This window comes from Terrihabitans rhizophilus, assembly GCF_033898525.1.
GTDB lineage: Bacteria > Pseudomonadota > Alphaproteobacteria > Rhizobiales > Methylopilaceae > Flaviflagellibacter > Flaviflagellibacter rhizophilus.
Genome location: NZ_JAXAFJ010000012.1, coordinates 76,500 through 91,359, shown reverse-complemented (window position 1 = coordinate 91,359; position 14,860 = coordinate 76,500). Strand labels below are relative to the sequence as shown.

Annotated in this window: 11 protein-coding genes and 1 pseudogene; 6 read left to right on the top strand and 6 right to left on the bottom strand. The window is 65.5% G+C overall.

From position 1 onward, the window contains the following. A pseudogene (locus tag SCD90_RS15570) lies at nucleotides 1-552 on the bottom strand (flagellar biosynthetic protein FliO); the annotation flags it as partial. 293 nt (nucleotides 553-845) lie between these two features. Here SCD90_RS15570 and cckA point away from each other — a divergent pair. From cckA to alaS, 3 genes are all read left to right on the top strand, one after another. Next, nucleotides 846-3,377 (top strand): cell cycle histidine kinase CckA, encoded by a 2,532-nt coding sequence (cckA, locus tag SCD90_RS15565; RefSeq protein ID WP_425265709.1) that lies wholly within the window; start codon nucleotides 846-848, stop codon nucleotides 3,375-3,377. A gap of 101 nt (nucleotides 3,378-3,478) precedes the next feature. Continuing rightward, entirely contained in the window at nucleotides 3,479-4,570 is a 1,092-nt protein-coding gene (gene recA, locus SCD90_RS15560; RefSeq protein ID WP_319845632.1) for a recombinase RecA, read from the top strand. Between the two features lie 177 nt (nucleotides 4,571-4,747). Next, a complete protein-coding gene (gene alaS, locus SCD90_RS15555) occupies nucleotides 4,748-7,399 on the top strand; it encodes an alanine--tRNA ligase (RefSeq protein WP_319845631.1) in 2,652 nt (883 codons plus the stop codon). Nucleotides 7,400-7,438: 39 nt separating this feature from the next. Here alaS and SCD90_RS15550 read toward each other — a convergent pair whose 3' ends face one another. The 3 genes from SCD90_RS15550 to SCD90_RS15540 all read right to left on the bottom strand — a co-directional run bounded on the left by SCD90_RS15550 (nucleotide 7,439) and on the right by SCD90_RS15540 (nucleotide 9,715). Then, on the bottom strand, nucleotides 7,439-7,933 hold the full coding sequence (locus tag SCD90_RS15550; protein WP_319845630.1) for a cytochrome b: 495 nt from the start codon (nucleotides 7,931-7,933) through the stop codon (nucleotides 7,439-7,441). 71 nt (nucleotides 7,934-8,004) lie between these two features. Continuing rightward, entirely contained in the window at nucleotides 8,005-9,216 is a 1,212-nt protein-coding gene (locus SCD90_RS15545; RefSeq protein WP_319845629.1) for an NADP-dependent isocitrate dehydrogenase, read from the bottom strand. Between the two features lie 76 nt (nucleotides 9,217-9,292). Continuing rightward, the gene (locus tag SCD90_RS15540; protein WP_319845628.1) at nucleotides 9,293-9,715 is read right to left on the bottom strand and encodes an SPW repeat domain-containing protein; all 423 of its coding nucleotides are present in this window, start codon (nucleotides 9,713-9,715) and stop codon (nucleotides 9,293-9,295) included. 35 nt (nucleotides 9,716-9,750) lie between these two features. Between SCD90_RS15540 and SCD90_RS15535 the strand changes: the two genes are divergently transcribed. After that, nucleotides 9,751-10,620, top strand: a complete 870-nt coding sequence (locus SCD90_RS15535) for an RNA methyltransferase (RefSeq protein ID WP_319845627.1) — start codon at nucleotides 9,751-9,753, stop codon at nucleotides 10,618-10,620. Here the strand turns inward: SCD90_RS15535 and SCD90_RS15530 are convergent. Next, nucleotides 10,550-11,533 carry a lactate/malate family dehydrogenase gene (locus tag SCD90_RS15530; protein WP_319845626.1) on the bottom strand — a complete coding sequence of 328 codons (984 nt, stop codon included), beginning with the start codon at nucleotides 11,531-11,533 and terminating at the stop codon, nucleotides 10,550-10,552. The two genes, SCD90_RS15535 and SCD90_RS15530, sit on opposite strands and share 71 nt — an antisense overlap. A 383-nt stretch (nucleotides 11,534-11,916) precedes the next feature. Here SCD90_RS15530 and rpe point away from each other — a divergent pair, with 383 nt between their 5' ends. Beyond that, complete coding sequence (rpe, locus tag SCD90_RS15525) at nucleotides 11,917-12,591, top strand: ribulose-phosphate 3-epimerase (RefSeq protein ID WP_319845624.1); 675 nt, start codon at nucleotides 11,917-11,919, stop codon at nucleotides 12,589-12,591. 41 nt (nucleotides 12,592-12,632) lie between these two features. Further along, nucleotides 12,633-13,940 (top strand): adenylosuccinate lyase, encoded by a 1,308-nt coding sequence (purB, locus tag SCD90_RS15520; protein WP_319845623.1) that lies wholly within the window; start codon nucleotides 12,633-12,635, stop codon nucleotides 13,938-13,940. Nucleotides 13,941-13,998: 58 nt separating this feature from the next. On the opposite strand, the gene SCD90_RS15515 is transcribed toward purB, so the two are convergent. Then, entirely contained in the window at nucleotides 13,999-14,850 is an 852-nt protein-coding gene (locus SCD90_RS15515; RefSeq protein WP_319845622.1) for an SH3 domain-containing protein, read from the bottom strand. Nucleotides 14,851-14,860: the final 10 nt, after the last annotated feature.

The window sequence follows — 14,860 nt, the reverse complement described above, 5'->3', positions numbered from 1 at the left end:
GGCCGTGGGCGGGGCCTGCGGCGGCTCGGGCGCAGTCGCGACGGGAGCGGGCATCGGGGTGCGAACCACCGGCGGTGCTGCGGCCGGGCGTGGTGGCGGAGATGCGGTGCGCTGCTGGTTAGCCGGCGGGATCTGGGGGGCGTTGCCTTGCGGGAACTCCGGATCGGCGGCTTGCGGAACGACGGGACGCCCGGTGTCCACATCCGGTGCGCGTCCGGTGCGCTGCTGGGGAGCGGGGAGGCCCTGCGACGGCGCCCGGACGATGTTGCTCTCCACGACGAGGTCGTTCGGGCCGCCGATCATGATCAGATGCTCGACATTGTCACGACGGATCAAGACAAGGCGCCGGCGAGCATCGATGGCGAACGCATCCAGCACGCCGAGGCGCGGCTGGCGCGCGCGGCCCTGGTTCGCGACGGGGAGGCGGCGCCCGGCGAGCCGACGTACGGCCCAGGCCGTCAGCGCGATCAACCCCAGAACGATCCCGAAGGCGATGAGGAAGCGGACAGCCACCGGGAGACTGGTGCCAAAAATCTGATCAAGGAAACCCATGTCACCGCCTATGCCGGACCGATACGCGCCCGGTCTGGTGAAGAGAACATGCTGCAGGAGAGCCGGCATGCAAGACGCGGACCCCCGTAAGGTATCAAATGCCGGCCTCGCAGCCTAGACCTTAACGGTAATGAAAGCCGGCAAGCATCAGGAAGCGTTCGTCGACGCACCATGGCGCTTCCCGAGTCGGCGTGGATAGCCTAGAGGATTCCACACCGTGCCACGCCGATGACGCCAGCGGCTCGCTTTGGTTCCGGCATAAGCGCCGGTTTCGCGCTTCTGGCCTGCGAACGATGACCATGACGGAATTGCCCGAACAGCAGGCTTACGAGGCGCCGATCGACCGGGCCGAGCCTCCGGGCAATATAGGGCTTGTGCTTGCCCTCGCCGGTGCGCTGGTCGCCGCCGCTCTCAGCCTGTCTTATTTCGACGGCGAGCAGGCTGGTTTCTACGTGATTGTGTTGCTGGCCTTGCTGGCCTCCATCGGCATCTTCTTCCTGTTCGCCGTGGCGATCGGCATCCTTCGGCCCACGACCCGGCGGCGGCACGATTTCGCCCGGACGCTGCTGGCGGATTCCGACGACGGGATCCTCGTTCAGGACGCGGGCGGAACTATCATCTTTGCCAATCATGCCTATCTGGCGCTCAGCGGAGCCGCCGGCGCGGCGGACGTTCGGTCGCTCGATCGCGTCTTCTCGTCCGATCCCGACGTTTCGGAAGCCGTCTATCGCCTTTCGCAGGCGGCGCGGGAGGGCCGGCGACTACAGGAGGAGTTCAGGGTCCAGTCGAGCCCGCGCGGCGGGCCGGCATGGTACCGCATCCGCGTCCGCGCCCTGCAGCGTGCTGGCGTGGCGAAGCCCGACAGCGTCTGGGTGGTTTCCGATGTAACGCGGGACCGTGAACGCCAGGAGAATGTCTTCCAGGAACTCCAGCACGCGATCGATTTCCTGGACCACGCACCGGCCGGGTTCTTCTCCGCGGAACCGGACGGCGCGATCAGCTACATGAACGCCACTCTCGCCGAGTGGCTGAACCACGATCTCGCGCAGATCGGCTCCGGCGTGCTGCGCCTGCAGGACATCTTTGCCGGAGACGGCGCGCAACTGGTCCGGACCCTGACGGGCGGAAACTCGACCGTGCGCACCGAAGCGCTGGATGTCGACCTGAAAACCCGCAGCGGGCAGAGCTTTCCCGTTCGCCTGCTCCACAAGGTGGCCTATGCGCAGGACGGCACGCCGGGCGCGTCCAAGACGCTTGTGCTGGACCGCTCGCGTGCACGCGGCGTGTCCGATCCTCTCCGCGCGGCGGAGGTGCAATTTGCCCGCTTCTTCAACAACACGCCCATTGCCATCGCGACGGTCGACCGCGCGGGCCATGTGCGCCGCGCCAATGCAAGCTTCGCCCGCCTGTTCGGCGATGCATTGCAGGCGGGCGATCGCGACATCGTCTCCACGGTCGCGGAATCCGGTCGGGCCGCTCTGGCGTCGGCTCTGCAGGCCGCCGCCAGCGGAAGCAGCGATGTCGCGCCTGTCGACGGCATGATCGGTGACACGGACCATTCCGCCCGCTTTTACTTCAGCCCCATGGAGGCGGCGGAAGAGGATGCCGGCGGCGAAACCGCGATCCTCTATGCGCTCGACACCAGCGAACAGCGCGCGCTGGAGATGCAGATCGCGCAGTCCCAGAAGATGGAGACCGTGGGCCAGCTGGCAGGCGGCATCGCGCACGACTTCAACAACGTGCTGACAGCCATCATCGGCTATTCCGACCTCCTGCTGACGAGCCACCGGCCCACGGACCCGTCCTTCCGCGACATCATGCAGATCAAGCACAACGCCAACCGCGCTGCGGGGCTGGTGCGCCATCTGCTGGCCTTCTCGCGCCGCCAGACGCTTCGGCCGCAGGTGTTGTCGCTTGGCGAGGTGCTTTCCGACCTGCGCATGATGCTGGGTCGCCTGCTGGGCGAGCACGTCACGCTCGATGTCGTGCACGGCCGCGAACTTTGGCTGCTGAAGGCCGATCTGGGGCAGTTCGAGCAGGTCGTCACCAATCTCGTGGTGAATGCGCGCGACGCTATGCCAGGTGGCGGCAAGGTGACGATCCGCACCCGCAATGTTCCGGCCTCCGAGGTGCCGGGGTTCGGCGAGCCCATGCTGCCGGCGGCGGACTGGATCCTCGTCGAGGTGGAGGACAGCGGAACGGGCATTCCGAAGGAGATCCGCGACCGCATCTTCGAACCCTTCTTCTCAACCAAGGAAGTGGGCAAGGGCACGGGCCTCGGGCTCTCGACCGTCTATGGCATCGTGAAGCAGACCGAAGGCTTCATCTTCGTGGACAGCGAGATGGGCCGAGGCACGACCTTCCGCATTTTCCTGCCGCGCCATGTGCCTTCGCAGATGCCGGCGGCGGAGGAGCCCGCGCCTGCCAAGAGCCATGACGCGCCCGCCAAGGACATGACGGGGCAGGGGGTCATCCTCCTGGTGGAGGATGAGGACGCCGTGCGCAGTTTCGCGACGCGGGCGCTGGAATCGCGCGGCTATGTGGTGCTGGCGGCAGGGTCGGGCGTGGAAGCGCTCGAACTTCTCGATGAGCACGCCAACGAGGTGGATCTCGTGATCTCCGACGTGGTGATGCCGGAAATGGACGGGCCGACGCTGCTCAAGGAGCTGAGGCGTCGCAACAGCGCGGTGAAGATCGTCTTCGTCTCTGGCTATGCCGAGGACGCGTTCAAGAAGAACCTCGCCGACGACGAGCAGTTTGCCTTCCTGCCGAAGCCGTTCGCGCTGAAGGACCTCATCCAGACGGTCAAGGACACCATCGGCTAAAAAGAGGGTCTAAAACAAGAACATCCTTGCGGATGAGAACAAAACGTGTACTTTGCACGCAGGTTGTTTTTTCCGTCAGCCCTGCCAAGAAGGATGCTCCGATGGCCCCGAATCTCAAGGTCGTAGACGTGGCTTCCCAGAACCAGAATCAGAACAAGTCCAAGGCGCTGGACGCCGCGCTGGCGCAGATCGAGCGCAGCTTCGGCAAGGGCTCCATCATGCGTCTCGGGCAGCGCGATGCGCTCGACATCGAGACGATCTCAACGGGCTCGCTGGGTCTGGACATCGCGCTCGGCGTCGGCGGCATGCCGAAGGGTCGCGTGGTGGAGATCTACGGGCCGGAAAGCTCGGGCAAGACCACGCTCGCCCTGCACACCGTGGCCGAAGCGCAGAAGAAGGGCGGCATCTGCGCCTTCGTCGACGCGGAGCACGCGCTCGACCCGATCTATGCCCGCAAGCTGGGCGTCAATCTGGACGATCTCCTGATCTCCCAGCCGGACGCCGGCGAGCAGGCTCTCGAGATCGTGGACACGCTGGTGCGCTCTGGGGCGGTCGATATCGTCGTCATCGACTCGGTGGCGGCGCTGGTGCCTCGCTCGGAGCTGGAAGGCGAGATGGGCGACACGCAGCCCGGCCAGCAGGCACGGCTGATGAGCCAGGCGCTGCGCAAGCTGACCTCCTCGATCTCCAAGTCCAACACGCTCGTCATCTTCATCAACCAGATCCGCATGAAGATCGGCGTGATGTACGGCTCGCCGGAGACGACCACGGGCGGCAACGCGCTGAAGTTCTATGCGTCCGTGCGCCTCGACATCCGCCGCATCGGCTCCATCAAGGATCGCGACGAGGTCGTGGGCAACCAGACCCGCGTGAAGGTTGTGAAGAACAAGGTCGCGCCGCCGTTCAAGCAGGTCGAGTTCGACATCATGTATGGCGAAGGCGTCTCGAAGGTGGGCGAACTGGTCGATCTCGGCGTCAAGGCCGGCATCGTCGAGAAGTCGGGTGCGTGGTTCTCCTATGAAAGCCAGCGCCTCGGCCAAGGGCGGGAGAACGCCAAGACCTTCCTGCGCGAGAACCCCGACATCGCGAACCGGATCGAAGGACAGATCCGCATGAACGCCAACATCATCGCGGGCAAGATCCTCGAAGAGGGCGATCCCGAGCCGGAGGATGACGGCGAGCCGGAGGCCTGAACCGGGGCACCAGCCGGCATTGCGATTAGCGTCGATCGAGATATCCAGCCCCGGGCGCTATGCGTTCCGGGGCTGCGTCTTTCGGACGAAGCGTCAGCGTTCCTAGACAGTCAAAGACGCTCTCGTTAAGAAAAGCCGCCCGCCGCCCATCCACCCGCGGGCGCAAGAGCCGTAGTGATGAGCAGCGTCAACGAGATCAGGGCCGCCTTCCTGGATTATTACGCACGGGAAGGCCATCAGGTCGTGCCGTCCAGCCCCCTCGTGCCGCGCAACGACCCGACCCTGCTGTTCACCAATGCCGGCATGGTCCAGTTCAAGAACGTCTTCACGGGCGTCGAGAAGCGGCCCTATTCCACGGCCACGACAGCTCAGAAATGCGTGCGCGCCGGCGGCAAGCACAACGATCTCGAAAATGTGGGCTACACCGCCCGCCATCACACCTTCTTCGAGATGATGGGCAATTTCTCGTTCGGCGATTACTTCAAGGAACGGGCAATCGAACTTGCCTGGAATCTGACGACGAAGGTGTTCGACCTGCCCAAGGATCGGCTCCTTGTCACCGTCTACCACGACGACGATCAGGCCTTTGACCTCTGGAAGCGGATCGCGGGCCTTCCCGACAGCCGCATCATTCGCATCGCGACGTCGGACAATTTCTGGCAGATGGGCGACACCGGCCCGTGCGGTCCGTGCTCCGAGATCTTCATCGACCAGGGAGACAAGCTTCAGGGCGGCCCTCCCGGCAGCCCCGATGAAGATGGCGACCGGTTCCTTGAGTTCTGGAACCTCGTCTTCATGCAGTATGAGCAGGTCGCGCCCGGCGAGCGGCTCACCCTGCCACGCCCGTCCATCGACACGGGGATGGGCCTCGAGCGCATGGCCGCGATCATGCAGGGCGTGCATTCCAACTACGATACCGATCTCTTCCGTGGCCTGATCCGGGCGTCGGTGGAAGCCATCGGTGGCGATGCCGAAGGTCCGCGCCGTCCGAGCCACCGTGTCATCGCGGACCATCTGCGGGCCTCAGCCTTCCTCGTGGCCGACGGTGTCCTGCCCTCCAACGAGGGGCGGGGCTATGTGCTGCGCCGCATCATGCGCCGCGCCATGCGTCACGCGCAGCTGCTCGGCTCCGAACAGCCGGTGATGTTCAAGCTCGTTCCCGCGCTTGTCCGCGAGATGGGCGCCGCCTATCCGGAACTCGTGCAGTCGGAAGCCCTCATCACCGAGACGCTGAAGCTCGAAGAGAGCCGCTTCCGCAAGACCCTCACGCGGGGCTTGCAGATACTGGACGAGGAAAGTGCCTCACTGTCCGCCGGCGGGACCCTGCCGGGCGACGTGGCGTTCAAGCTGCACGACACCTATGGCTTCCCGCTCGATCTCACGCAGGATGCCCTCCGTGCCCGCGACATCAAGGTCGACACCGAGGGCTTCCAGACCGCCATGGCGCGCCAGCGTTCCGACGCCCGCAAGGCATGGTCGGGCTCGGGAGACGCCGCGACCGAGCAGGTCTGGTTCGGGCTGAGGGACCGCTTCGGCGCCACCGAGTTCCTGGGCTACGACACCGAAATCGCCGAAGGCGTGGTACTGGCTACGGTGAGGGACGGCCAGGAGGTCGCCAGCCTCAAAGCTGGAGAGACCGGCTTCGTCGTGCTGAACCAGACGCCGTTCTATGCCGAGTCCGGCGGTCAGGTCGGGGACCGCGGCACCATGTCCGGCACTGGTACTCGGCTTCGCGTGACGGAGACGCAGAAGCGCGCGGACGGCCTCTTCGTGCACGCCGTAACTGTGGAAGACGGGGAGGTTTCTCCCGGTGCGGCGGTCGAGTTGAAGGTCGATCACGAACGTCGCTCCGCCATTCGTGCCAACCATTCGGCCACCCACCTGCTTCACGAGGCCCTGCGCCGCGTGCTGGGCGATCACGTCGCGCAGAAGGGCTCCATGGTCGCGCCCGAGCGGCTGCGCTTCGACTTCGCGCATCCGAGGCCGATGAACGATGACGAGATTGCCCGGGTCGAGGATCTGGCGAATGCCGAGGTTCTCGGCAACACGCCGGTCGAGACGCGCCTGATGGCCGTGGATGACGCGGTCGCCTCGGGCGCACGGGCGCTGTTCGGCGAAAAATACGGTGATGAGGTCCGTGTCGTTTCGATGGGCCGCCGCGAGGATGGCAAGCCATTTTCCATCGAGCTGTGCGGCGGAACCCATGCTGCCCGCATCGGCGATATCGGACTGATCGCGCTGGTGGGCGAGGGCGCGGTGGCTTCCGGCGTGCGCCGCGTCGAGGCGCTGACGGGCGAAGCCGCCCGGCGCTACTTCGCCGAGCGCGGCAAGGCGCTTGAGGAGATCGCGGCCCAGCTCAAGTCGCCGGTATCCGAGGCGCCAGCCCGGGTGGCCGCTCTGGTTGAGGAGCGCAAGCGCCTCGAGCGGGAGCTCGCCGATGCGCGCAAGAAGCTGGCCCTCGGCGGCGGCGGTGCGGCTGCTCCGGAAGCCAAGGAGATCGGCGGCACGAAGTTCCTGGGCCGGGTGGTGCGGGGCGTTTCCCCGAAGGACCTCAAGGGTCTGATCGACGACGCGAAGAAGCAGATCGGCTCCGGCGTCGTCTCCTTCGTCGCCGTGGACGATGAGAATAAGGCGTCCATCGCGGTCGGTGTCACCAGCGATCGCGTCTCCGTCAACAATGCGGTCGATCTGGTGCGGCTCGGTGCCGACGCGCTCGGCGGCAAGGGCGGCGGCGGCCGTCCGGACATGGCGCAGGCGGGCGGGCCCAATGGCGGAAATGCCGATGCTGCGCTCGCTGCCATCGAGGCGCATCTCGCCTCGGCCGGTTGATCAACATCACGGCGCGGCACTGGCCGCGCCGCTGGACGGCTACCTCTTCAACATGCGCCAAAGCGCGCCGTCGCGCAGCACCAGCATGTGATAGGCCACGCCGGCCACGTGCAGGGCAATCAGCGCCAGAAGCAGGTTCTTGAGCGCCACATGCGCCGCGGCGAAATCACGTGCGAAGTAGAGGCTCGCCAGCCCGGTCAGCGGCATGGCGACGAGCACAGCGTAGAACGCCAGATGATTTGCCAGCGAGAGCATCCACAGCGGCCGCGAGAGGTCGCGAGGCGGGCCGGGTGCGTCGGATTTGATGCGGATGACCAGGCGAGCGAGCATCAGCACGAGGATGCTGGCGCCGAACAGCGCGTGGATGATGGCGCCCGCATTGTCCGGAAGAACGCCGACGGGCTGGTCGCGGACGCGCCGGAAGAACTCCTCCATCCAGCCGGCCGAGATCCACTGCACCAGGATCAGGCCGACAATGGTCCAGTGCAGGATCCGGATTTTTCTGGGATACGGCTCGCGCGCTACGTCCACCATGCTTTGTTCCCTTCTTCAGGAACAAAGCTCCGGGGGCAGGATCGGTTCCTGCCCCCTTGCAATGAGCCTTCTCAGGCCATCGCGGCCTTGAGGTTCTCGTCGATCTTGTCGAGGAAGCCGGTGGTGGAGAGCCACTTCTGGTCCGGTCCGATGAGGATCGCGAGATCCTTGGTCATGAAGCCGGATTCCACCGTTTCCACGCAGACCCGTTCCAGCGTGTCGGCGAAGCGCTTCAGCTCGTCATTGCCGTCGAGCTTGGCGCGATGGGCCAGGCCACGGGTCCAGGCAAAGATCGAGGCCATGGAATTGGTGGAGGTCTCCTTGCCCTGCTGATGCTGCCGGTAGTGGCGCGTCACCGTGCCGTGCGCGGCTTCCGACTCCACCACATTGCCGTCGGGCGTCATCAGCACCGAAGTCATCAGGCCAAGCGAGCCGAAGCCCTGCGCCACGGTGTCGGACTGCACGTCGCCGTCGTAGTTCTTGCAGGCCCAGACATAGCCGCCGGACCACTTCAGGGCGGAAGCCACCATGTCGTCGATGAGGCGGTGCTCGTAGGTGAGGCCGCGCGCGTCGAAGTCTGCCTTGAATTCGGCCTCGAACACCTCCTGGAAGATGTCCTTGAAGCGACCGTCATAGGTCTTGAGGATCGTGTCCTTGGTCGAGAGATAGACCGGGTAGTTCCGCGAGAGACCGTAGTTCAGCGAGGCGCGGGCGAACTCCCGGATCGATTCATCGAGGTTGTACATGGCGAGCGCGATGCCCGCGTCGGGCGCCTTGAACACCTCCTTCTCGATGACCTGTCCGTCCTCGCCGACGAACTTGATCGACAGCGTGCCCTTGCCCGGGAACTTGAAATCGGTGGCGCGGTACTGGTCGCCGAAGGCGTGGCGGCCAATGATGATGGGCTGCGTCCAACCGGGCACGAGGCGCGGCACGTTCTGGCAGATGATGGGTTCGCGGAAGATCACGCCGCCCAGGATGTTGCGGATCGTGCCGTTCGGCGACTTCCACATCTCCTTGAGGTTGTACTCCGTCATGCGGCCGCTGTCGGGCGTGATCGTGGCGCATTTCACGCCGACGCCATGCTTGCGGATGGCGTGCGCGGCGTCGACGGTGACCTGGTCGTTCGTCGCGTCGCGGTGCTCGACGCCGAGATCGTAATATTCGAGATCGATGTCGAGATAGGGGTGGATCAGCTTGTCCTTGATGAGCTGCCAGATGATGCGGGTCATCTCGTCGCCGTCGAGTTCCACGACCGGATTTGCGACCTTGATCTTCGCCATCTTCGACCTCTTCTCACAGGAAATGCAGTGCACCGGCTATATCATCGCGTCCTTGATGCCGAAAGGAGCGGAAGGGCTAACGCCGCAGAGCCTGCGTCGGGGCGTTTCGCTGCGACAGGCTCACGACGATGAACGGCAGTACGCCGAAGAGGGTGTAGGGAACCCACACCCGGTCGGCGAAGCCGAACACCCACGGCGAGGCCAACAAGACGACGCCGATCGCAAGGTCGCCCATCAGATGCACGGGCATGGGGATGAGCTTGAGCACGCTGAGCTCGTACTGCGTGGCAAGGCTGACCACGAAGGTCCCGATCCCCAGCACGATCATCACCCATTGCGCCGCAGTGCCGTCGGCGAAGCCGAGAGCGAATGGCGTCAGGATCAGCAGGGCACCGACGACATAGTCGATGATGCCGTGAACGCGTGTGGTGATGACCTGCATATCCTCGACCTCGCTGGCTGACCTCGGCGCCCTGATCCAGTAACAAGCGTGATGCATGGCGCACGTTCCGTGAGCCGATGGGATTAGAGACGATGGCAGGCACGAACCGCACCAGGCATGCAACTTTGGGCGGCCCGGCGGTGATACTGGTCGAGCCGCAACTGCCCGAGAACATCGGCTCGGCGGCACGGGCCATGACGAATTTCGGCCTCACCGATCTCAGGCTCGTGCGGCCGCAGGTGAAGCTCCCGCATCCACGTGCCGAGGCCATGGCGTCCGGAGCCGTGGCCGTGCTGGAGGGCGCGCGCGTCTTCGACAGCCTGGAAGAGGCGCTTTCCGATCTGCAGCTTGTCTACGCCACCACGGCACGGGAGCGCGGGCAGGCCAAGCCTGTCGACACGCCGGCCCATGCTGCCGCATTGCTGCTGGAGCAGGAGGCGGCGGGAGCCCGCACCGGCATCATGTTCGGACGCGAGCGAACGGGCCTTGAGAACGACGAGGTCTCGCTGGCGGACCGCGTGCTGACCTTCCCGGTCAATCCTGCCTTCGCAAGCCTGAACCTGTCGCAGGCCGTTCTCCTCGTAGGCTATGAATGGTTCAAGGCGTCGAACGGCGATGCTCCCGCCTTCGAGATGCCACAGCAATCTCCTCCTGCGGAGAAGCGGCACCTGCTGGCCTTCTTCGCGCACATCGAATCGGCGCTGGACCGCGTGGGCTTCTTCTATCCGGAGACGCGCAAGCCGATCATGGTGCGCAACCTGCGCAACATCTTCCACCGCCTCGGCCTTTCGGAGCAGGACCTGCGGACCCTGCACGGCGCCGTCGCCGCTCTGGAAGAGGGCGAGCGCGGCCCCTCGCGCCGCGACCGCCGGGTGCTGGGTGTGGCCGACCTCACGACGCCGGCTGAAGGGCAGGCCGGCGCTCCTCACGAGACCGCAACTTCTCCAGATAAGGCCCCGTGACCTGCTTCAGGCGGTCCGCACAGGCGTGCAGCAGCGCGCGCTCCTCGTCCGACATTGCCGGGCGCAGCACCTCCACCACGCCGCCGTAACCCACGATGCTGGGGAAGGAGAGGGTGGTGCCGTGCTCGGCGGAATGCGAGCCGACGGCGACGACGGCATGTTCGTCGCGCAGCACCATCTCCGCCAGGCGGGCCGCGACCATGCCGATGCCATACTGGCTGGCACCGATGCCCTGGATGATCTCGATATTGGCGTAGCGCACATCCTCCTCGATGCCGCGCCGGAATTCACCGGCCTCCATGCCGCGCTCGCGCGCCATATCGTAGACCGGCCGGCCGCCGATCTCGGCCGAGGACCACAGGAATACGCTGTTGGTACCGTGCTCGCCCACCACATAGGCGCTGACATCCTTGGCGCGGACGCCGAACCGCCGCGCGAGCTGCACGCGGAACCGCAGCGTGTCGAGCGCCGTGCTGGTGCTGAACACATTTGGATGCCCGGCTGCCACGCGGGCGATTTCCGCCAGCGGCTCGGGTGGATTGCTGGCGATCATGATCGGGCAATCGCCGGCCACGGCCACGATCCGGGGGACGATGTCCGCGATGATGGAGGCGTTGGTCTCGAGAAGACGGAGGCGCCCGAGGGGATCGCTGCGGTCCGTCGCGCCGCCGGCCTTTTCGTTGATGCCGGCCGCGATGATGACGAGTTGTGCGCCTTCGAGATCCGCATAGCTGCCGCTTCGGACCGACGTGGCGGAGACCATGGGCAGGCCGTAGAGCATGTCGGCGGCGACTCCGGCCGTGCGGTGGGTGTTGGTGTCGATAAGAATGATCTCATGGGCGCTGGCGCGCATGGCCAGTGCCATAGCCGTGGCTGTTCCGACCGCCCCGATCCCTACGATGCCGACTTTCATGAAGATCCTCCGAGTCTCGCGAACTGAATTATGAATTCAAATCATGCGGAGGGCTCCGGTGCCATGTCGCCTTGTGAGACGCGCTGGCATTACACATACCGGGAAGATGCCGCCGTGCAGAACTGGGACACCGCCGACCGGCGCTCTGTGCCCGCCGACTCTCAACTTTTGCCTGCCACGCCCCTGCCATAGCTTCTTCGCGAGCCAGTAGTAGCGACGGTCGAAGACCCTCACGGGGCCAGATTGGAAATATTCTAATCTGCCGCTGTCCTGCGGCTGGATCAGTTCAGGAGGCCGCTCTCGACATGGCGCGACAGCCGGCGGGGAAACCGTCAGTCCCGGCAGCGGGTGACTCGCCGTTCCTCGCATGTTAAGCGCGCACCATGTCCGATATCCTCATCGCACCTTCCATCCTGGCTGCCGACTTCGCCCGCTTCGGCGAAGAAGTCCGGGCCATCGACGCGGCGGGCGCCGACTGGATCCATGTTGATGTGATGGATGGGCATTTCGTGCCCAACATCTCGTTCGGTCCTGAAGTGGTTCGCGCCGTGCGCCGCCACACGCAAAAGCCGCTGGACGTTCACCTGATGATCGAACCGGCAGACCCGTATCTCGCGGCCTTCGCGGACGCCGGCGCCGACCACATTGCCGTGCACGCCGAGGCGGGGCCTCACCTGCACCGCTCGCTCCAGACCATCCGCTCACTTGGCAAACGGTCGGGCGCGGCCATCAATCCTGCAACCCCGGTTTCCGCCATCGCGCATGTGCTCGATGAGGTCGACGAAATCCTCGTGATGACTGTCAATCCCGGCTTCGGCGGGCAGAGCTTCATTGCGGCGACATTGCCGAAGATCGCCGAGATCGCGGAACTGGTCCGGCACCGTCCCCGCAAGATCGAGATCATCATCGACGGTGGCGTGACGATGGACACCGCGCGCGCCTGCGTCGAGGCCGGAGCCACCGTGCTGGTGGCCGGCTCGGCCGTGTTCTCCGGCGGCACCGGTTACGACGAGAAGATCAGGAACATCCGCACCGCGGCAACGAGCATCGCCGTCTAGCGCCGAGCCATACGTCTCCGCGCACGCACGAGGTTGAAGACATGATACCCCGCTATTCCCGCCCTGAAATGGTGGCCATCTGGTCGCCCGAGACCCGCTTCCGCATCTGGTTCGAGATCGAGGCCCATGCAGCCGACGCGCTGGCCGAGATCGGCGTGATCCCGAAGAGCGCAGCCGAGACCATTTGGGCTCGGGGTGGTGAAGCCGAGTTCGACATCGCCCGCATCGGCGAGATCGAGCGCGAGACCAAGCACGACGTCATTGCCTTCCTGACGCACCTTGCGGAATTCGTAGGTGAGGACGCGCGCTTCGTGCATCAGGGCATGACCTCGTCCGACGTGCTGGACACCTGCTTCTCCGTGCAGCTGGTGCGCGCCGCCGACATCCTGATCGCCGATGTCGACCGTGTGCTGGCGGCGCTGGAAAAGCGCGCCTTCGAGCACAAGATGACGCCGGCGATCGGGCGCTCCCACGGCATCCACGCCGAACCCATCACCTTCGGTCTCAAGCTCGCAGGCTTCTTCGCCGAGTTCCGCCGTTGCCGCGCGCGCCTCGTGCAGGCCCGCACGGAAGTGGCCACCTGCGCGATCTCAGGGGCCGTCGGCACCTTTGCCAATATCGATCCGCGCGTGGAAGAGCATGTCGCGGCCAAACTCGGCCTTGAAGTCGAGCCCGTTTCCACGCAGGTCATCCCGCGCGACCGTCATGCCGCGTATTTCGCCATGCTGGGCGTGGTGGCGTCCTCGGTGGAGCGTCTGGCGCTCGAAGTCCGCCACATGCAGAGGACCGAGGTGCTCGAGGCTGAGGAGTATTTCTCGCCGGGGCAGAAGGGCTCTTCGGCCATGCCCCACAAGCGCAATCCGGTGCTGACGGAGAACCTGACCGGCCTCGCGCGCATGGTGCGCTCCTATGCCATGCCGGCCATGGAGAACGTTGCGCTGTGGCACGAGCGGGACATCTCGCACTCCTCCGTGGAGCGGATGATCGGTCCCGACGCGACCGTGACGCTTGATTTCGCCCTGTCGCGCCTGGCCGGCGTGGTGGAGAACCTCGTCGTCTATCCGGAGCGGATGCAGGGAAATCTGGACCTGCTGGGCGGGCTCGTTCACTCCCAGCGCGTCTTGCTGGCGCTGACGCAGAAGGGTGCCAGCCGCGAGGACGCCTACCGGCTGGTGCAGCGCAATGCGATGCCTGTATGGCGCGGCGAGGGCGACTTCCTCACCCTGTTGCAGGACGATGCAGAAGTAGGGGGCTTCCTGAGCGGCGAGGAACTGGCCGCGCTGTTCGACCTCACCTACCACTTCAAGCACGTGGACACGATTTTCCAGCGAGTGTTCGGAAGGTCCTGATCCCACAAAGAAAACGCCCGCCGAAAGGCGGGCGTCTCCAGTTCATGCCGGTTGGGGTTTAGCGGGGCCGGAAGACTTCGCCACCACCGCCGCCGCCGCCGCGGCCCATATCGCCGCCGCGTCCGCCGCCGTCACCGCCGCCACGGCTCATGCCGCCGCCGTCGCCACGTCCGCCGCCATATCCACGTCCGCCGCCGTCGCGACCGCCACGCTCGCCTCCATCACGGAAGCTGGCGCGTCCTTCGGAAAGCTGACGTCCGCTTTCTACACGGTCGATGCGCTGCTGAAGATCGGCCGCGTGCTCGCTGGAGCTGCCGCGATCACGTCCCTCGAAGCGGGGGCGATCACCACCGCCATCACCACGGCTGGGACCACGATCCGCGAAGTCAGGACGGCCATCACGGTCGCCGCGTCCACCACGCCGGCCGCCGTCGCGATCATAGCGGCGGTAACGGTCCTCGAAGCGCGCCTGGTGGCGACGGTCCGTCCAGCGGAAGTCGCGATGGTTGTGGAACCAGTCCCAGCTCACGCGGTGACGACGCCCGCTGCGCCACGTGTAGTAGTAGCCGGAATCGTCCCAGAAATACGGGTCACTGCCGTAATAGAACAGCGGATCGCCGTAATAGGACGGGTAGCTTTCGACGACGACACGCTGGGGTGCCGAGCGGCCGCCGGCTTCCAGGTAACTGGCGCTGGCCCAGCCGATGCCGGCGATCTCAGCCCAGCTGCCGCTGGTCTGGGTCACCTCGACGGTTTCACCCGGCTGGAGCGTGTCCACGACACTGTATCCGGTGCCGGGGCCGGAACGAACATTGAGGCTGGTGGTCACCGTGGCCGGATAAGCGGCGGCTACGCCGGCGGAAGCCAGCAGAAGCGCCGCCGCGCTCAGCGCGTATTTCATCTTGTTCATGTTCAATCCT